Source organism: Streptomyces sp. NPDC104096 (genome assembly GCF_055584385.1).
Genome location: NZ_JBVJMD010000002.1, coordinates 407,281 through 424,992, shown reverse-complemented (window position 1 = coordinate 424,992; position 17,712 = coordinate 407,281). Strand labels below are relative to the sequence as shown.

The 17,712-nt window shown below is 72.8% G+C and carries 17 protein-coding genes; 4 read left to right on the top strand and 13 right to left on the bottom strand.

Annotated elements, in window-relative coordinates; translation table 11 throughout:
• Nucleotides 1–414, bottom strand: a complete 414-nt coding sequence (locus ACZ60B_RS04335; protein WP_450661248.1) for a DUF3151 domain-containing protein — start codon at nucleotides 412–414, stop codon at nucleotides 1–3.
• A 128-nt stretch (nucleotides 415–542) separates the two neighbouring features.
• On the opposite strand from ACZ60B_RS04335, the gene ACZ60B_RS04330 reads away from it, so the two are divergent.
• Entirely contained in the window at nucleotides 543–1,100 is a 558-nt protein-coding gene (locus ACZ60B_RS04330; protein ID WP_469384031.1) for a hypothetical protein, read from the top strand.
• On the opposite strand, the gene ACZ60B_RS04325 is transcribed toward ACZ60B_RS04330, so the two are convergent.
• The 9 genes from ACZ60B_RS04325 to ACZ60B_RS04285 form a co-directional block, all read right to left on the bottom strand.
• Complete coding sequence (locus tag ACZ60B_RS04325; RefSeq protein WP_469384029.1) at nucleotides 1,097–2,617, bottom strand: MFS transporter; 1,521 nt, start codon at nucleotides 2,615–2,617, stop codon at nucleotides 1,097–1,099. The two genes, ACZ60B_RS04330 and ACZ60B_RS04325, sit on opposite strands and share 4 nt — an antisense overlap.
• A gap of 74 nt (nucleotides 2,618–2,691) precedes the next feature.
• Nucleotides 2,692–3,714 carry a class II fructose-bisphosphate aldolase gene (gene fbaA, locus ACZ60B_RS04320; protein WP_469384027.1) on the bottom strand — a complete coding sequence of 341 codons (1,023 nt, stop codon included), beginning with the start codon at nucleotides 3,712–3,714 and terminating at the stop codon, nucleotides 2,692–2,694.
• A 202-nt stretch (nucleotides 3,715–3,916) separates the two neighbouring features.
• Nucleotides 3,917–4,465 (bottom strand): orotate phosphoribosyltransferase, encoded by a 549-nt coding sequence (gene pyrE / locus ACZ60B_RS04315; protein WP_469384025.1) that lies wholly within the window; start codon nucleotides 4,463–4,465, stop codon nucleotides 3,917–3,919.
• 143 nt (nucleotides 4,466–4,608) lie between these two features.
• Nucleotides 4,609–5,397: an aldose epimerase family protein gene (locus ACZ60B_RS04310; RefSeq protein WP_469384024.1), complete on the bottom strand. Its 789-nt coding sequence runs from the start codon at nucleotides 5,395–5,397 to the stop codon at nucleotides 4,609–4,611.
• A gap of 71 nt (nucleotides 5,398–5,468) precedes the next feature.
• Entirely contained in the window at nucleotides 5,469–6,359 is an 891-nt protein-coding gene (locus ACZ60B_RS04305; protein ID WP_469384022.1) for an SRPBCC domain-containing protein, read from the bottom strand.
• A 75-nt stretch (nucleotides 6,360–6,434) separates the two neighbouring features.
• Nucleotides 6,435–8,072: a polyamine aminopropyltransferase gene (locus ACZ60B_RS04300; protein WP_469384019.1), complete on the bottom strand. Its 1,638-nt coding sequence runs from the start codon at nucleotides 8,070–8,072 to the stop codon at nucleotides 6,435–6,437.
• An 89-nt stretch (nucleotides 8,073–8,161) separates the two neighbouring features.
• The gene (locus ACZ60B_RS04295) at nucleotides 8,162–8,707 is read right to left on the bottom strand and encodes a DUF2617 family protein (protein ID WP_469384018.1); all 546 of its coding nucleotides are present in this window, start codon (nucleotides 8,705–8,707) and stop codon (nucleotides 8,162–8,164) included.
• Between the two features lie 377 nt (nucleotides 8,708–9,084).
• Nucleotides 9,085–9,408 (bottom strand): hypothetical protein, encoded by a 324-nt coding sequence (locus ACZ60B_RS04290; RefSeq protein WP_469384015.1) that lies wholly within the window; start codon nucleotides 9,406–9,408, stop codon nucleotides 9,085–9,087.
• A 188-nt stretch (nucleotides 9,409–9,596) separates the two neighbouring features.
• On the bottom strand, nucleotides 9,597–10,457 hold the full coding sequence (locus tag ACZ60B_RS04285; protein ID WP_469384013.1) for a hypothetical protein: 861 nt from the start codon (nucleotides 10,455–10,457) through the stop codon (nucleotides 9,597–9,599).
• Nucleotides 10,458–10,638: 181 nt separating this feature from the next.
• Between ACZ60B_RS04285 and ACZ60B_RS04280 the strand changes: the two genes are divergently transcribed.
• Together ACZ60B_RS04280 and ACZ60B_RS04275 are read left to right on the top strand one after the other, a co-directional pair.
• Nucleotides 10,639–11,829, top strand: coding sequence for a pyridoxal phosphate-dependent aminotransferase (locus ACZ60B_RS04280; RefSeq protein ID WP_469384012.1), 1,191 nt, complete (start codon nucleotides 10,639–10,641; stop codon nucleotides 11,827–11,829).
• A gap of 204 nt (nucleotides 11,830–12,033) precedes the next feature.
• Nucleotides 12,034–13,194, top strand: a complete 1,161-nt coding sequence (locus ACZ60B_RS04275; RefSeq protein ID WP_469384099.1) for a hypothetical protein — start codon at nucleotides 12,034–12,036, stop codon at nucleotides 13,192–13,194.
• 43 nt (nucleotides 13,195–13,237) lie between these two features.
• Here ACZ60B_RS04275 and ACZ60B_RS04270 read toward each other — a convergent pair whose 3' ends face one another.
• Together ACZ60B_RS04270 and clpB are read right to left on the bottom strand one after the other, a co-directional pair.
• Entirely contained in the window at nucleotides 13,238–13,768 is a 531-nt protein-coding gene (locus ACZ60B_RS04270) for a YbjN domain-containing protein (protein ID WP_469384011.1), read from the bottom strand.
• A gap of 138 nt (nucleotides 13,769–13,906) precedes the next feature.
• Entirely contained in the window at nucleotides 13,907–16,504 is a 2,598-nt protein-coding gene (gene clpB, locus ACZ60B_RS04265; protein ID WP_469384009.1) for an ATP-dependent chaperone ClpB, read from the bottom strand.
• Between the two features lie 130 nt (nucleotides 16,505–16,634).
• On the opposite strand from clpB, the gene ACZ60B_RS04260 reads away from it, so the two are divergent.
• Entirely contained in the window at nucleotides 16,635–17,048 is a 414-nt protein-coding gene (locus tag ACZ60B_RS04260; protein ID WP_469384008.1) for a pyridoxamine 5'-phosphate oxidase family protein, read from the top strand.
• Between the two features lie 176 nt (nucleotides 17,049–17,224).
• Here the strand turns inward: ACZ60B_RS04260 and ACZ60B_RS04255 are convergent, their stop codons facing one another.
• The gene (locus ACZ60B_RS04255; protein WP_338017542.1) at nucleotides 17,225–17,560 is read right to left on the bottom strand and encodes a hypothetical protein; all 336 of its coding nucleotides are present in this window, start codon (nucleotides 17,558–17,560) and stop codon (nucleotides 17,225–17,227) included.
• Between the last annotated feature and the right edge of the window lie 152 nt (nucleotides 17,561–17,712).

Here is a 17,712-nt window from a genome sequence, read left to right as displayed (position 1 = left end):
CTAGCCGAGCGTCTGGGCCGCCGTCGGCGAGGAGTCCTTCAGGAACTGCGAGCAGCGCTCGTACTCCGCCTGCTCACCGATCGCCTGTGCGGCGCGGGCGAGGGCGTGCAGGGCGCGCAGGAAGCCGCGGTTCGGCTCGTGCTCCCAGGGGACCGGTCCGTGTCCCTTCCAGCCGTTGCGGCGCAGGGCGTCCAGACCGCGGTGGTAGCCCGTACGGGCGTAGGCGTACGACTCCACGACGCTCTCGCGCTCGTACGCGTCGTCCGCCAGCCGGGCCCAGGCCAGCGAGGACGTCGGGTACTTGGCGGCGACATCGGCGGGTGCGGTGCCGGCGGCGAGCAGCTCGCGCGGCTCGGGCTCGTCGGGGAGGTGGGTCGGGGGCGGACCACCGAGGAGGTTCTCGTGCATCGTCATGGACTCCAGTCTGCTGCATTGTCCTTGATCGGTAACGGTTGCGTACGGCTCTGCCGAACGGGTGCCTCCGGGTGCACGCTCCTGCCTGACCGCCCAGTCGATCATGCGCACATCAACGGGGGTTCCGGATGTCCACGCCGAACGCCGCCCGCGCTCGCCGACGCGTCCTGCTCGGCGTACTCGCCGCGGCCACGACGCCGGCGGCGACCGCCTGCCGCCCGGACGGCGCCGACGCCGCCGGACCGGCCTCCGCGCCCTCCGCCACCGCCACGCGCACCCCCGCCGCCGACGCCTCCGGCGGGCCGGGCTCCAGCGGCTCGACCGGTTCGTCCGACCCCGCCTGCGCCGGGGACCGGGGTCATGTCGACGTCCGGGTGTTCGGGCACACGATCGCCCAGGACGTCATCCGGCTGACCGTGCAGGAGGGACGCTGGACCTGCCGGACGCCCGGCACCCCGGTCTGGCAGACGATCGGCCCGAAGCACGGCATCCGGCTCGCCGAGAGCGCGAGGATCCGGGTCGGCGAGCCGTTCCACGACTCCGCCGCGAACAGGCCCATCGGCGTCCAGGCCTTCCTCGACCGGCTCGACGGCGCGGCCGCCCAGCCGGGCGGTCCGCTCGTCTTCGGCTACCGGCAGGACGCCGACGGCACCGTCGTCCAACTGGAGCAGCGCGGGAAGTTCTAGGGCCCGGCCGCCCTGCCGGGTCCGCCCGGACCGGCCGTTCCCGTCCGGGGGCGGCTCGGTTCCACCGGCGGCGAGGTCACGCAGCCGTGCGTACGGCACTCGGGGCGGCGGCAGTCCGGGGCCGGGCGGCGCACGGTCGTGAACGCGATCGCCGCCCCGACCACCAGCACGCCCGCGCACAGCGGCATCGCCCGCCGGAACGCGGCGTCGAAGGCGTCCGCCGAGCGGTAGGCCTCCGGCCCCATCCCGGCCAGCAGCGGCAGCGCGGCCACCGCGACCAGCCCGGCCGCGCGGGCCGCCGCGTTGTTGACCCCGCTGGCCAGGCCCGCCCGCGCGGTCTCCACGGAGGCGAGCACGGTGGCGGTCAGCGGGGCGACGAGCGCGACCATGCCGAGGCCGAGGACGAGCAGCGCGGGCAGCACGTCCGTGACGTAAGCGGCGCCCGGTCCGACGCGCAGCATCAGCAGCATCCCCGCCGCGCACAGCAGCGGGCCGACGGTGAGCGGGATGCGCGGGCCGATCCGCTCGCCCAGCTCGCCCGAGCGGGCGGACAGCAGCAGCATCAGGGCGGTGGTCGGCAGCAGTGCCGTACCGGCGCCGAGGGCCGAGTAGCCGACCACGACCTGGAGCTGGAGCGCGGTGAGGAAGAAGAAGCCGCCGAAGGCCGCGTACACGCACAGGGTGACCAGGTTGACGGCCGTGAACTGGCGGGACGCGAAGATGTCCGGCGGCAGCATCGGGTCGGGGCTGCGCTTCTCGACGTACACGAAGGCGACCGCCGCGAGCACGCCCAGGACCGCGCTGAGCGCCACGGCGAGGGAGCCGCTGCTCGCCTCGACCAGGGCGTACGTCACGAGGGCGAGCGCGAGGGCGCCGAGCACCGCGCCGGGCACGTCGAAGCGGCCGTGCGCGCGCCCGTCGGAGGACTCGGGGACATGGCGTACGGCGACGGGGGCGCAGACCAGCGCCAGGGGGACGTTGAGGAGGAACACCCAGCGCCAGCCCGGCCCGTCCACCAGCCAGCCGCCCAGGAACGGGCCGACGGCCGCGCCGATGCCGCCGAAGCCGGACCACAGACCGACCGCCCGGCCCCGGTCGTCGGGGTGGAAGGACGCCTGGATCAGGGCGAGCGAGCCCGGGGTCAGCAGGGCGCCGCCGATCCCCTGGAGGGCGCGGGCGGTGATGAGGACGCCGCTGTTCGGGGCGAGACCGCACAGGAGCGACGCGGCGGCGAACCAGACCACGCCGAGGACGAAGATCTTGCGCCGGCCGTAGTGGTCGCCGAGGGAGCCGCCGAGCAGGATCAGCCCGGCCAGCGTCACCATGTACGCGTTGACGGTCCACTGGAGGGCGGCGAGGTCGGCGTCCAGGTCGCGGCCGATGGTGGGCAGCGCGACGTTGACGACGGTCGAGTCCAGCATGGCCATGCTGGATCCGAGGACCGTGGTGAGCAGGATCCAGCGGCCGGTGGGGCTGGAGATCCTGACGGCGGGAACGTGCTGTGCGGGGACAGCCATGGAGAGATCATCCCTCCGCGGCCGCCCCCGGGCCACCCCCGGCGGGACCCGCGGGTCCCGCCGGGGAACGCCGGCTACTTGATGCGGGTGCCCGCCGAGCGCAGGTTCTGCGTGGCCTCGACGACGCGCTTGGCCATCGACGCCTCGGCCAGCTTGCCCCAGGTGCGCGGGTCGTAGGTGGACTTGGAGCCGACCTCGCCGTCGACCTTCAGCACACCGTCGTAGTTGCGGAACATGTGGTCGACCACGGGGCGGGTGAACGCGTACTGCGTGTCCGTGTCGATGTTCATCTTCACGACGCCGTTCTCCAGCGCGGTGGCGATCTCCTCCTCGGAGGAGCCGGAACCGCCGTGGAAGACGAAGTCGAACGGGGACGCCTTGCCGAACTTGGCGGCCACGCCGTCGTTCAGCTCCTTGAGGAGCTCCGGGCGCAGGACGACGTTGCCCGGCTTGTACACACCGTGCACGTTGCCGAACGACGCGGCCAGCAGGTAGCGGCCCTTCTCGCCCAGGCCCAGCGCCTCGACCGTGCGGATCGCGTCGTCGACGGTGGTGTAGAGGGAGTCGTTGATCTCGTGGGAGACGCCGTCCTCCTCGCCGCCGGTCGGGGTGATCTCGACCTCGAGGATGATGTTCGCGGCGCGGGCCTTCTCCAGCAGCTCCTGGGCGATGGCCAGGTTGTCGGCGAGGGTCTCCGCCGAGCCGTCCCACATGTGGGACTGGAACAGCGGGTTGCGGCCGGCCTTGACGCGCTCCTCGGAGACGGCGATCAGCGGACGCACGTACCCGTCGAGCTTGTCCTTCGGGCAGTGGTCGGTGTGCAGCGCGACCGTGACCGGGTACTTCTCGGCGAGGATGTGCGCGTACTCGGCCAGGGCCACCGCGCCGGTGACCATGTCCTTGCTGTACTGACCGCCGAGGAACTCGGCACCGCCGGTCGAGATCTGGATGATGCCGTCGCTCTCCGCCTCGGCGAAGCCGCGCAGAGCCGCGTTCAGGGTCTGGCTCGAGGTGACGTTGATGGCCGGGTAGGCGAACTTGCCTGCCTTCGCCCGGTCGAGCATCTCGTTGTAGACCTCGGGGGTTGCGATGGGCATCTGTCCGCTCCTTGTATGTGCGGGTGGGGTTCTGCGTTTACGGCCCTGACCTAGACCTTGGGTGTGACGTCGTCGTCGGCGACATCTTTCCAGACCTGGGCCGATGCTGGGTGCAGCGCGTCCCGCCCTGTGGACAACTTCCGTCCGACCGTCGAACACCCTGTGGACAACCCCGTACGACGGTCGAACGGAAAGCCGGATCTCAGTCCAGACCCAGCTCGTCCTTGGAGAACGCGAAGCGGTAGGGCACGCCCGCGCCCGCCTCGATCTTCTCGGCGGCGCCGGTCGCCCGGTCGACGATGGTCGCCACGGCGACCACCTCGGCACCGGCCTCGCGCACGGCCTCGACCGCGGTGAGCGGGGAGCCGCCGGTGGTGGAGGTGTCCTCGACGACCAGCACGCGCCGCCCGGCGATCTCCGGACCCTCGACCCGCCGTTGCAGACCGTGCGCCTTCGCGGCCTTGCGGACGACGAAGGCGTCCAGCTTGCGTCCGCGCGCGGCGGCCGCGTGCAGCATGGCCGCGGCCACCGGGTCGGCGCCCATGGTCAGACCGCCGACCGCGTCGAAGTCGAGGTCCGCCGTCAGGTCCAGCAGCACCTGGCCGACCAGCGGGGCGGCCGCTCCGTCCAGGGTGATGCGGCGCAGGTCGACGTAGTAGTCGCCCTCCAGACCCGAGGAGAGGGTCACCTTGCCGTGCACCACGGCCTTGTCCTTGATCTGCTGCAACAGCTCGCCACGTACGTCCGTCATGCCAGCCAGCTTAGAGCTCCGGACGAAAGCGAGGCCCGGCGGGCGGCGCCCGGCACGCGCGCTCGCCGCGTTGCCGGAAGGTCCTTGCGATCACACGCACCGGACACCGCCCGCTGATCGGACCCCACTTGCGTCCGGAACTCTCAGCTGCGCCGCCAGCTCCAGGTGGTGGTGGCCTCCAGCGGCTCCAGCGGGGTGACCAGGCGCGGGAGGGTGTTGAGCCCGTTCGGCGGACCGGTCTGCGGCTCGACGCACACCGCGGCCTCCTGCTCGTCGTACACGACCACCCACTCCTCGGGGCTGGTCACCTTCAGCTCCAGCTGCTCCGGCCAGGTGAGCGTGACGTCGACCCCGCCGGGCATGCCGAAGCAGTCGTCCCAGGGGCCCGGCCGGGGCTCGACGCGGTTCCCGGTCGGCAGATGGTCCTCGCCGCGCTCCTCCTGCCAGGCCGGTTCGAAGGCGACCCGGACGTCCTGGCCGCCGAGGTTGCGGTGGAACCAGGGGTGCCAGCCGATCTGCGCCGGGAAGGAGGACGCGTACGTCTCCACCGACATGGTGAGCGTGAGGGCGTCCGGGGTCAGGGCGACCGCCTGGGTGACCCGGCCGGTGAAGGGCCAGGGCTCGACCAGGTCGTACGTGATGACGGCCTCGTCCGCCGCCTTGCGCGCCACCCGCCAGGCGCCGTCGCGGGCGGTGCCGTGGATGGCGTGCGGCGGGGAGTTGAGCGGCATCTGGTGGAGGGTGCCTCCGTCCCGGAACGCTCCGCCGCGGATCCGCCCGCACCAGGGGACCATCGGGAAGCAGCCGAACCGCTCCCCCTGCCGGAGCAGTTCGACGCCGCCGATGCGGAGCCCGCCGATCCGGCCGCCGTTGCCCGGCTGTACTACGACTTCCGCGTCTCCCGCGGTCAGCGTGATCTCTTCGTTACTCACGGAACGACCCTACTGGGCGGATCAAGGGGGCCGCCGGGGCACGGGTCGTCGCGCACCCGGCCGCTCGGCGCTCAGCGTCGCTTGCGCAGGGCCCGGCCGACCACGATGGCGGAGGCCACCACCAGGGCCGCCGCGGGCGCGGCCCAGCGGAGGGTGGAGTTCGGGGCGATGGTCTGCGGCGCGGGCACGGGCGCGTACCGCCCGCGCGGCGGCGCGTGGTCCACCTCCTCCGCGCTCCGCCCGATCATCGTCCGCCGGGCGTGCGCGGCCTCGGCGGGAGGCTCCATGGAGTCCATGGGCGGCGTCACGGGTTCCAGGGGCGCCACGGGTTCCAGGGGCGCCACGGGTTCCACGGCCTCTTCGGGCTCCACGGGCGCCGCGACTTCCTCGGGCTCCGTGGGTTCCCCTGGTTCCTCGGGCTCCACGGGGTGCTCCGACCGGACGGGCTCCACCGGCTCGGCGGTCGGCTCCTGCGGCGCCACCGCGCCGGGCTCCGCTCTGCTCGCCTCGTCCACCGGGCCCGTCCCGGCCGTCTCGTCCGCCTCCTCCGCCCCCAGACCCTCCGCGAAACGGTTCAGCAGCCGGGTCACGGCCGCGTCGACCGCCGTCCTGGGCAGTTCGGTGACCCGGCCGTCCGCCGCGGCCGTGCCGCCGAAGGCCAGGGTGGCACCGCCGTCCGTGTCGGTCACCCGCAGGACGAGGGCGAACGTCACCGCCCCCGGGCCGCGCGCCTCGGCCGCCTCGCCCTCGACGGCGTACGAGCCGTCCGCGCGTCCCGAGACCCGGACGGAGCCCCGGTAGGTGATGCTGTGGCTTCCGATCCGGACCTTCAGCCGTCCACTGCCGGGCTCGCCGCCGACGTCCTGCTGGAGCCCGGGGACCGCGCGGGCGACCCGCGCGGGGTCGGCCAGCGTCGCCCTGAGCCGCTCGGCGGGAACCGGAACGAAAACCTCATGCTCCATGTCGTCGGAGCCTACCCAGGGGCCGCCCCGAATACCTCCCGCTCGGCCGGAGTGGTCCGCGCGTACCGGGGCGATTCAGTAACGCGGATGGACCAGCGTCGAGGCCGGCAGCCCCCGGACCCGGGTCCGGTCCGCGGCCCGCGCGTCCGCCGCGAGCCCCGCCGCGGTCAGGGTGCGGGGCGGGCGCTCGTCCCGGTCCAGGCCCAGGACCGGACGGGCGTCGGCCCGCGCCAGGACGAAGCCCCAGTCGCGTGGCGCGCGGCCGGCGGTGGCGGACCGGCCGGGACCCGCCCCGGAGCCGTCGTCGCGATCCGCCACCCGGTAGGGGGCGGTGCGCAGACCCGCGGCCCGCACGGTGGAGTCCACCGTCCAGAAGGCGCGCCGACGGCACGAGACCTGCCCGGCGTGCACCACCAGCCGGCCGCCGCTCGCCAGGACGCGGCGGGTCAGCCCGTAGAACTCCAGCGAGTACAGCTTCGTGCTGGCGGTGACGGCCGGGTCCGGCAGATCCGAGACGACGACGTCGTACGCCCCGCGCGGGGCCTGGCGCAGCCAGCGGAAGGGGTCGGCCGTCGTCACATGCACCCGCGGGTCGCCGTACACATGGCCGTTCAGCGCGGACAGTGCCGGGTCGGAGCGCGCCAACCGCACCACGCCCGCGTCGAGTTCGACGATGTCGACCCGGCGCACCCCGGGGAGGCGCAGCACTTCGCGGGCGGCGAGTCCGTCGCCGCCGCCGAGGATGAGCACGCGCGTGTGCGGGCCGTTCATCGCGGGGTGGACCAGGGCTTCGTGGTAGCGCCGCTCGCCACGTCCGTCGACCCGCAGCCGGCCGTCGAGGAAGAGGCTGACGGGACGGCCGTGGACCCCGCCGGTGAGCACCACCTCCTGCACCTCGGTGCGCACCGCCACCCGTACGTCGTCGCCGTACACCGCGCGCCGTGCCGCCTGTTCGAAGTCGCCGACGAGTACGGCGGCCGTGCCGAGGACGCCGAGCACGACGAGGTTGGCGACCAGCAGCACCCAGCGGGCGCGGCGGGTCAGGTCCCGGCGGAACAGCCCGAGGACGAGGGCGCCGCCGGCCAGCACGTTCACCGTGCCGGTGCACAGGACGCCGGTGAGCTGGCCCAGGACGGGCAGCAGCAGGAAGGGGAAGGCGAGGCCGCCGACCAGGGCACCGACGTAGTCGGCCGCGAACAGGTCGGCCACCGCGCCGCCCGCGTCCTGCCGGTGGATGCGCTGGATCAGCTCCATCAGCAGCGGCACCTCGGCGCCGATCAGCAGGCCGATGACGAGGGAGAAGACGACCAGCAGGCAGCGCGGGCCGTCGACCCACAGACCGCCCCAGTCGCCGGTCCAGGCGAACACCGCGTACAGGGCCATGGCGCTGCTGCCGCCGACGAGGGCGAGCGCCGCCTCGACCGCGCAGAAACCGGCGGCCGCGTGCCGGCGCAGCCGTTTGGCGGCGAGGGAGCCGATGCCCATCGCGAAGACCATGACGGACAGCACGACCGAGGCCTGGGTGACCGAGTCGCCGATCAAGTACGAGGCCAGGGCGACGAGTTCGAGCTCGTACACCAGCCCGCAGGCGGCGCAGACGAAGACACCCGCGAGGACCAGGAACCGTCCGGTGCCCGGCCGGACCGGCAGCCGCGCGGGGCCGCCCCAGGACGGCGAGGTGCCGGGCGGGGCGGGGGCGTGCGAATCGATCACAACTGCGACGTTACGTGACGATCCCGGTACGCTTCGTCACCCACACGTGTGGAAATCCGCGCTGTTCGAGTGCCTTGTGTTTACCGGCGTCAGACCCCGGACCGGCTGAGCCGGCCGCACCGGCCCGCCGGGGCCCGCATCCCGACCCGGGTCCGGGTCGCCACCAACTGGCCGTCCTGCGGGTAGGCGTGCCAGGTGCGCCAGTGCACATGACCGTCGTGGCGCTGGGCGAGCATGGCCGTGAACGCGTGCGGGCTGCCGGGGAAGACGCCCGCGAGGCCGTTCGGGTGGTCGCAGACGAGGGCCAGCAGTTCCTGGGCGCGGCCCGCGAACGAGCCCGGCGAGAGGACCTCGACGCGCGCGGCGAACTCGTACTCCCAGTCGTCCACCCGTTTGGCGACGCCGAGCGGGAGGGGTGTGCTGCTGCCGGGGATGCAGGCCACCGTCTCCGAACAGCGGCCCTGCTCCTGCTCCACCAGCACCTGGTGGGACGCGCCGAGCAGTCTCAACTGGAGCTTGGCACCGTCCAGTTCGAGGTCGAGTGTGGCCAGGGCGGGGAGCGGCTCGCGCCCCAGGGCCCAGGCGAGGTCCGCCGCGCGCGTGTCGGTGTAGGAGGTGTTCAGGGTCGTGAGCATGGATCGGCTCCGCAAGCACGCAAAGAAAAAGGGGGTGTTGGTCCGGCGCACCCCGGTCGCCCCCCGGCCGACTCCGGTCGGCACCGGTCGACGGCGGGAATTCGACCCGGTCAGCCCGGTCGGGAGGGGTGTCCGCGCAAGACGTCCGAGGGGCTGCGACGGTGGTTTAGAGGGAATCATGAACTGTGGTGCTGCCACAGCGTTTTTACCCAACTTCGTGGGGTTTCCATCCCTCAGAGGGCCCGACAGCTCAACTGTTCAACCACGGCGTGCGCCGGAGCCCCACGGCGCACACCCGCGCGTGACAGGGCCCGAACGAATGTCCGGACCCTGTCCGTCGGATACGGCTCCCCCTGCTGGAGCTCGGCTGCCCCGTGTCAGCTGCCTCCGCCGCATCCGCCCCCGCCGCCGCAGGACGACCCGCCGCCGCAGGAGGAGCCGCCCCCGCAGGACGACCCGCCCCCGCACGAGTGACCACCCGAATGCCCGCCTGAATGGCCACCCGAGTGGCCACCGGAGTGACCGCCCGAGGACGAGCCGGAGTCTCCCCCGCCGGCCCACCAGCTGCTGCCGCTGCCGCCGCTGCCGCCGCCGCGCCGACGGCCGCCGCCGTACGCCCGCGCGCCGTCCCTGCGCGCCGCGGACGCGGCGGCACCCACGAACAGGACCACGGCGACCGCCAGGATGATGCCGAAGACCATGGCGTCACCCTCCTTCCGATTCCCCCGAAGCGGCCCCCCGTGGGCGCCTCGTGCCTTGCGTGGACTGGGGATGCCCGGTCGCCTCCGCCGCCAAAGCAGAGTTGAGCAACTTCTGAGGGTCCGACCGAGAAAAAGGCCCCTGACCTGCACCGGAGTGCAGATCAGGGGCTGTTCGCACCTCAGGGCCGTCAGGCGCCCAGGTAGACCGGGGCCTTCTGGACGGACCGGCCGTGGATGTGGCTGCTGAGGGTGCCGTCGGGGCCCAGGACGACCAGGGTGACGTCGTCCTGGAGGACGACCGGGCGGCCCTTGGCCCACGAGACGGGGAACGTGCCGTGGCCGGTGGTCAGCTGCGCCCCGTACACGCCGTCGCGCTTGACGATCTTCACGGTCGCGCCGTTGACCAGCTTGTAGCGGCCGAGCCGGGGCGCGGGCGCGGTCTCGGACCCGGTCCAGGTGGCGGTCGTGCCGTCCGGGTTCAGCACCAGCGTGCGGCTGCCGTACAGGGCGGCGCCGGAGCGGCCGTGGGCGTCGAGGAAACGCACCAGCCTGCCGTCCCGGAAGACGCGGGCCTGGTAGTGGCCGGCGGAGACCTTGAAGATCTGCGCGGTCGTACGGGAGTCGAGGCGCAGGGTGCGCACGAGCTTGCCGCTCAGGGTGCAGTCGGCGGACAGGGCCGGGAAGGCGGTGCTGCGCCAGGGGGTCGGCCCGCCCTCGCTGCGCTGCCCGAAGACGGGCTTGGCGCCGAGCACTCCGGTGATCCTCAGGCCGTCGGCCAGGTCCGTGGGCTTGCTCTGGTCGACGGTCGCGACGACGTGACCCTTGGAGTCCAGGAGCTTGGCGGACGCGCCGCTGTGCGCGCTGTTGACCAGCTGGACCTTCATCCCGCCGAAGACGGAGGGGACGGTCTTGGCCGCGACACAGGCGCTGCCCGCCGACGGCGCGGCCGGGGTGGCGGCACTGGCGGTGGCACCGGCCGAGACGACGGAAGCCGCGGCCGTCCCGACGAGGGCGAGGGCGGCGAGGGTGGTGCGGAGTGCGGTGCGCATATCTGCTCCTGGCGACGTTGCTTCGGCCGTGCCGACCTCTCCGACCGGCGAGAACAACGCTAAAGATCACTCGTGCCGGACTCGTCGATCTTGCGTCACAGGCATGTGACAGCCGGCCGTCCACCGACACAGGGAACCTTCGGCGAAGGTGAGTTGAACAACTCCGGAGATTCGGCGCAGGATGGCCCGCATGACCTCCAGCGCACGCCCCTTCCTCAACCGCCGGCTCGCCGAGTTCGGGACGACGATCTTCGCCGAGATGTCGGCGCTGGCCGTGCGGACCGGGGCGATCAACCTGGGCCAGGGCTTCCCCGACACGGACGGTCCCGAGGAGGTCAGGGAGGCCGCGGTGCGCGCGCTGCGCGACGGCCTCGGCAACCAGTACCCGCCGGGCCCCGGCATCCCCGAGCTGCGCACCGCCGTCGCCGCGCACCAGCAGCGCCGTTACGGCCTGTCCTACGACCCCGACACCGAGGTCCTGGTCACGGCCGGCGCCACGGAGGCCATCGCCGCGGCCCTGCTCGCCCTGCTGGAGCCGGGCGACGAGGTGATCGCCCTGGAGCCCTACTACGACTCCTACGCGGCCTGCGTCGCGATGGCGGGCGGCACCCGGGTGCCGGTCACCCTGCGCCCCCACGACGGCGCGTTCCGCCTGGACCTCGACGAGCTGCGCGCCGCGGTCACCGACCGCACCCGTCTGCTGCTGGTCAACACCCCGCACAACCCGACCGGCACGGTCCTCACCCGCGAGGAGCTGACGGCGATCGCGGAGCTGGCCGTGGAGCGCGATCTGCTGGTGGTCACCGACGAGGTGTACGAGCACCTCGTCTTCGACGGGGCCGAGCACCTGCCGCTCGCCGGTTTCCCCGGGATGCGCGAGCGCACGGTCACGATCGGGTCGGCCGGCAAGACCTTCTCCTTCACCGGCTGGAAGGTCGGCTGGATCACCGCGCCGACCGGCCTGGTCACGGCGGTGCGCTCGGCGAAGCAGTTCCTGACGTACGTGTCGGCCGGACCGTTCCAGTACGCGGTCGCCGAGGCGCTGTCGCTGCCCGACTCCTACTTCCACGCCCTGCGCGCGGACCTGCTGGCCAAGCGCGACCTGCTGGCTTCCGGTCTCGCCGAGGCGGGCTTCGAGGTCTTCCGGCCGGCCGGCACCTACTTCGTCACCACCGACGTCCGCCCGCTCGGCGAGAGCGACGGCTTCGCCTTCTGCCGCGCCCTGCCGGAGCGGGCCGGGGTGGTCGCCATCCCGAACGCGGTCTTCTACGACCACCGCGAGGCCGGCGCCCCCTTCGTCCGCTTCGCGTTCTGCAAGAAGACCGAGGTGCTGGAGGAGGCGGTGCGGCGCCTGAAGTCCCTGGCGGCCTGACGCCCCGCGGGCCGGGCGACAGCACGTCCGGACCCCCGGGTCACGCCGCCGCGCCGGGCGGCGGGCGAGCGCACCCGTCCGGCCGCGCCCTGCTCGCGCACCCCTGCGGCGCTCTTGCAAGGTGCGGGTGTGACTCACACCAGCGCCACCACGCTCCGCCTCGCGGTGCCGGAGCCCGAACGACGGGGCCGGGCCCGTCCGCGGCTGCCCCGCCCCCGGCTGCCGGACCCCCGGACACTCCCGCCGCCGGGGGTCGGCGTCGCCGTGGGCCTGTTCGTGGCCGCGCGGCTGGCCGGTGCCGCCGTGCTCGCCACGACCGCCTGGACCTGGGACAAGCAGCCGCTCGCCCTGCTCGGACGGTCCTGGGACTCCCTGTGGTACCTGGGCATCGCCGCGAACGGCTACGGCCGCGTCCTGTATCCGCAGCCGGGCGTCGTCCAGAGCGACCTGGCGTTCTTCCCGCTCTACCCGGCCCTCGTGCGCGGGGTGACGGCGCTCAGCCCGCTCGGCGGGGGCGGGGCGGGCCTGCTGGTGTCGTGGCTGGCGGCCGTCGCCGCGGCCTGCGGGATCTACCGGTGCGGCGCCCTGCTGCACGGCCGGGCCGTCGCCTGCACGCTGGTGCTGCTGTGGGGACTGCTCCCGCACTCGGTCGTGCTGTCGATGGCGTACACCGAGCCGCTGCTCACGGCGTTCGCCGCCTGGTCGCTGTACGCGGTCCTCACCCGCCGCTGGCTGTGGGCCGGCTCGCTGGCCGCGCTCGCGGGACTGTCCCGGCCCAACGGCTGCGCGGTGGCGGCGGCCGTCGTCGCGGCGGCCGCCTGCGAGGTCTGGCACGAGCGCCGCCGGCTCGGCCGGGTCTCCCCCGGGCTGTGGGCGGGCGTGGTGCTCGCCCCGCTCGGCTGGAGCGCGTACCTCCTGTGGGTGGGCCGGCGGACCGGGGACCTGTTCGGCGGCTACTTCACGGTGCAGGCGGGCTGGGGGTCCCGCTTCGACCTCGGCCACGACGCACTGCGGTTCACCCGGATCCTCCTGCTGTACAAGGCCCGGTTCGTCTTCCCGATGTCGCTGGTGATCGTCGCGGCGGCGGTGCTCCTGTACGTCCTGCTGCTCCTGGACCGGCCCCCGCTCCCCCTGGTCGTCTACACCAGCGCCCTGATGGTGGTCGCCCTCGGCGGCGCGGGCTTCTTCGAGTGCAAGCCGCGCTTCCTGCTGCCCGCCTTCCCGCTGCTGCTGCCACCCGCGCGGGCCCTGGTGCGTACGGCGAGAGCCCGGCCCTGGCACGCGACCGCGGTGGTCGGCGCCCTGGCCGGGCTCTCGTTCGTCTACGGCGCGTACCTGGTAGCGATCGCGCACGCACCGCTGTAGGACCCGGGGACGGGCTGCCCCGCCCCGAGGACCCGGAGGCGGACTACTCCTCGCCTTCCTCGGGCTCCTCCGTGTCGTTGACGTCCTGCTCCAGGCCGAGCTGCTCCACGAGCCACTTGTCGAACTCGATGGCGGCCCGCACCCAGCTCACCGTCGACGACACGAAGTGCTCGAGGGCGACCCCGGTGCCGATCAGCATCTGGGCCTCGCCGATGAGACGGACCGTGCCGTCGTCGTGCGTGTGCGTGTAGACCTTGGGCCACAGCGTGCGACGGTTCCAGTCGTCGATGGACTCCAGCAGCTGGGGCTTCTCGTCGATCTTGTGCGGACGGTCGTAGAAGGTCCGCACCGAGAACACCTGCTGGTCGGCCTCGCCACGGAACATGAAGTACGTACGGAACTGCTCCCAGGGCGCCGCGAGGTCGCCCTCCTCGTCCACGACGTACTTCAGCTCCATCTGGTCGAGGAGCTGCTTCACGAGGTCCTGATCCGGGACGACGGGGCCCGCCGGTCCCTGCGGCTGCGGCTCGGGCTGGCCCCCGAAGTTCGGAATCGAGGACGGGTCGATGGTCACCGTGAATTTCCCTTCGTACGGATGCTGCCATCCTCTCCCATCCGGCACGGGGAGTGGCAACCCCGGACGGGCCTGTCGCGGCGGTCCGTCCGCCGCCGTACCGGACGGCACCGCGTCGGGCGCGGTGCCGCCCGTGCGTCACAGCGTCTTGCCGGTCGCCGGACCCACGATCAGCCCGTCGCCGAAGGCGTCCACGCGGACCGTGTCGCCGTCCTTGACCTCGCCGGACAGGATCTCCCTGGCCAGCCGGTCGCCGATGGCCGTCTGGACCAGCCGGCGCAGCGGCCGGGCGCCGTAGGCGGGGTCGTTGCCCTCGTCGGCGAGCCAGGCCAGGGCCTCGTCGGTGATCTCCAGGGTCAGCCGCCGCTCGGCCAGCCGCCGGGCGAGCCGGTCGATCTGGAGGCGGGCGATCCGGCCCAGCTCCTCCTTGGACAGGGCCGAGAAGACCACCAGGTCGTCGAGCCGGTTGAGGAACTCCGGCTTGAAGGACGCCCGGACCACCTCCAGCACCTGCTGCTTCTTCTCCGCCTCACCCACCGTCGGGTCCACCAGGAACTGGCTGCCCAGGTTGGAGGTGAGCACCAGGATGACGTTGCGGAAGTCGACCGTCCGGCCCTGGCCGTCGGTCAGCCGGCCGTCGTCGAGGACCTGGAGCAGGACGTCGAAGACCTCGGGGTGCGCCTTCTCCACCTCGTCCAGCAGCACGACGCTGTACGGACGGCGGCGGACCGCCTCGGTGAGCTGGCCGCCCTCCTCGTAGCCGACGTAGCCGGGCGGGGCGCCGACCAGCCGGGCCACGCTGTGCTTCTCGCCGTACTCCGACATGTCGATGCGGATCATCGCCCGCTCGTCGTCGAAGAGGAAGTCCGCCAGCGCCTTGGCCAGCTCGGTCTTGCCGACCCCGGTCGGGCCGAGGAAGAGGAAGGAGCCGGTGGGCCGGTCCGGGTCGGAGATGCCCGCGCGGCTGCGCCGCACCGCGTCGGAGACGGCCCGTACGGCCTCGGACTGACCGATGAGCCGCTTGCCGAGCTCGTCCTCCATGCGCAGCAGCTTCTGCGTCTCGCCCTCCAGCAGACGGCCCGCCGGGATCCCGGTCCAGGAGGCGACGACGTCCGCGATGTCGTCGGAGCCGACCTCCTCCTTGACCATGGTGTCCCGGGAGACCTCCTCCTCGGCCTCGGACGCGGCCTCCAGGTCGCGCTCCAGGGCCGGGATCTCGCCGTACAGCAGCTTGGAGGCGGTGTCGAAGTCGCCGTCGCGCTGGGCCCGTTCGGCCTGGCCGCGCAGGCCGTCGAGCCGCTCCTTCAGTTCGCCGACCCGGTTGAGGGACTGCTTCTCCTTCTCCCAGCGGGCGGTGAGCCCCCGCAGCTCCTCCTCCTTGTCGGCGAGGTCGCGGCGCAGCTTCTCCAGCCGTTCCCGGCTGGCGGCGTCGGTCTCCTTGCCGATCGCCAGCTCCTCCATCTTCAGCCGGTCCACGACCCGCTGGAGCTCGTCGATCTCGACCGGGGACGAATCGATCTCCATGCGCAGCCGGGAGGCCGCCTCGTCGACCAGGTCGATGGCCTTGTCGGGCAGGAAGCGGGAGGTGATGTACCGGTCGGACAGGGTGGCCGCCGCGACCAGCGCGCTGTCGGCGATCTGGACCTTGTGGTGGGCCTCGTAGCGTCCCTTGAGCCCGCGCAGGATGGCGATGGTGTCCTCGACGGTCGGCTCGGCGACCAGCACCTGCTGGAACCGCCGTTCCAGGGCCGGGTCCTTCTCGATCCGCTCCCGGTACTCGTCCAGCGTGGTGGCGCCCACCATGCGCAGCTCACCGCGGGCGAGCATGGGCTTGAGCATGTTGCCCGCGTCCATGGCCGAGTCGCCGCCGGCGCCCGCGCCCACGACGGTGTGCAGCTCGTCGATGAAGGTGATGACCTGCCCGTCGGAGTCCTTGATCTCGGCGAGGACCGTCTTCAGCCGCTCCTCGAACTCGCCCCGGTACTTCGCCCCGGCCACCATGGCCCCGAGGTCCAGCGCGACCAGCCGCTTGTTCTTCAGGGACTCGGGCACGTCCCCCTTCACGATCCGCTGCGCGAGCCCCTCCACGACGGCGGTCTTGCCGACGCCGGGCTCGCCGATGAGCACCGGGTTGTTCTTGGTGCGGCGGGACAGCACCTGCACGACCCGCCGGATCTCGTGGTCCCGTCCGATGACGGGGTCGAGCCTGCCCTCCCGCGCGGCGGCGGTGAAGTCGGTCCCGAACTTCTCCAGCGCCTTGTACTGCCCCTCGGGGTCCGCGGTGGTCACCCGGCGCCCTCCTCTCGACTTGCGGAAGGCCTCCTGGAGCTGGTCCGCCCCGGCCCCTCGCCGGGAGAGCACCTCGCCGGCCGCGCCGCCCTTCGCGGCGGTCCCGATCAGCAGGTGCTCGGTGGAGACGTAGTCGTCGCCGAGGTCCTTGGCGCGCCGCTGGGCGTCGGCGAGGACGGCGAGCAGTTCGCGGTTGGGCTGCGGGGGCGCGACGGTGGAGCCGGTCACGCTGGGCAGCTGGGCCAGCGCCCGCTCGGCGTCGGCGCGCACGGTGGCCTGGTCCGCGCCGACGGCGGCCAGCAGGTCGATGATGTTCTCGTTGTCCTGCCCCGCGAGCAGCGCGAGCAGCAGATGGGCGGGGGTGAGGTCCGGATGGCCCTCGGACACGGCCCGGCTGCCGGCCGCGTTGATCGCGTCCCGGCTCCTGTTGGTCAGCTCGGCGTCCACGTTCGCGTTCTCCTCCCAGCGTCGGCGTACTGCCCACGTCTCCCGGTCCTGACTCAACCAACGTACACAAAGTTGAGTCTATTCCGCTCAAGAAGCGACTGGGAGCTCGCGGGGGACTAAATTTCCGGGCATGGCCGCATATCCGCAGAACCCGGGCAGCCCGGACCGGTCGTATCTCGCCTTCTGGCGGGAACGGCACCTGTGCACGCTGACGACGACACGCCAGGACGGCACCCCGCACGTCGTACCCGTCGGAGTGACATACGACCCCGAGGCACGATTGGCTCGGGTGATCACGAACAAGGCGAGCGCGAAGGTGGCGCACGTGAGTGCCGCGGGGGCGGCGGGCGCGCCCGTGGCGGTGTGCCAGGTCGACGGCCGCCGCTGGGCCACGCTGGAGGGCCGGGCCTTCGTGCGCACCGATCCGGAGCGGATCGCGGAGGCGGAGCGGCGTTACGCCGAGCGCTACGAGCGGGTGCCCGCGCCCAACCCGTCCCGCGTCGTGATCGAGATCGAGCTGACCCGGGCGATGGGGCGGGGCTGAGGAGGCGGGACGGACGCCGGGGGAGCACCGGCGGACGATCCTTTTCGGTCACCCGTGGAACACGTCGATTCCCGGAAATGTCCCGCAAAACTGCAGCGGCGTCACCGTGTTCAGGTCACGGTGACGCCGCTGCGGGGGGAAGTACCTGCGCGATCTTTTACGACGGGGGAATCGCGTCAGGCACTGCGGGGGGTGGCCGAGATGGTCCTGATGTCAGGAACGTCCGGCTCCGCAAGCCGGTGGTCCCGCCGATCCAGGTTCACAAAGATCATTCCGTACCGGATGGCACACCGCACGGGCTGCGGCGCACCGCGAGGCCGCCGCAGGCACCGGTACGCCCGTACGTCCTCGTCCTCGTCCCGCGTGACGACGACCGGCTCACCGAAGACGGTCACCATCAGCGAGTCGCCGCTGTGGGGGATGGCGGTGACCAGGTCGATGAAGTGCCAGCCGGAGCGGTAGGCGGTGGCCATCTCGCGTCGGAAGGAGCGGTCGTCGGGTGGGGTGGTCACGTCAACTCCACACGGTGTCATTCGGTGTGACGACGGTGTCGCCGTCGCCGGCCGCGTCGTGGGCACCGGGCACTGACCAGACGGTGTCCGCCCGTGCGTCACCCTTCGCACCAGAGAGGCCACTCAGCGTTCCGAAGGCCACAACGGCGGAG

Coding starts and splice junctions, on each gene's coding strand:
- ACZ60B_RS04295 (WP_469384018.1), bottom strand. CDS start 8,707: ATGCTCACGACCCTGAACACCTCCTACACCGACACGCGCGCGGCGGAC.
- ACZ60B_RS04260 (WP_469384008.1), top strand. CDS start 16,635: ATGGCCGCATATCCGCAGAACCCGGGCAGCCCGGACCGGTCGTATCTC.
- ACZ60B_RS04290 (WP_469384015.1), bottom strand. CDS start 9,408: ATGGTCTTCGGCATCATCCTGGCGGTCGCCGTGGTCCTGTTCGTGGGT.
- pyrE (WP_469384025.1), bottom strand. CDS start 4,465: ATGACGGACGTACGTGGCGAGCTGTTGCAGCAGATCAAGGACAAGGCC.
- ACZ60B_RS04335 (WP_450661248.1), bottom strand. CDS start 414: ATGACGATGCACGAGAACCTCCTCGGTGGTCCGCCCCCGACCCACCTC.
- ACZ60B_RS04330 (WP_469384031.1), top strand. CDS start 543: ATGTCCACGCCGAACGCCGCCCGCGCTCGCCGACGCGTCCTGCTCGGC.
- ACZ60B_RS04280 (WP_469384012.1), top strand. CDS start 10,639: ATGGCCCGCATGACCTCCAGCGCACGCCCCTTCCTCAACCGCCGGCTC.
- ACZ60B_RS04325 (WP_469384029.1), bottom strand. CDS start 2,617: ATGGCTGTCCCCGCACAGCACGTTCCCGCCGTCAGGATCTCCAGCCCC.
- ACZ60B_RS04305 (WP_469384022.1), bottom strand. CDS start 6,359: ATGGAGCATGAGGTTTTCGTTCCGGTTCCCGCCGAGCGGCTCAGGGCG.
- fbaA (WP_469384027.1), bottom strand. CDS start 3,714: ATGCCCATCGCAACCCCCGAGGTCTACAACGAGATGCTCGACCGGGCG.
- ACZ60B_RS04285 (WP_469384013.1), bottom strand. CDS start 10,457: ATGCGCACCGCACTCCGCACCACCCTCGCCGCCCTCGCCCTCGTCGGG.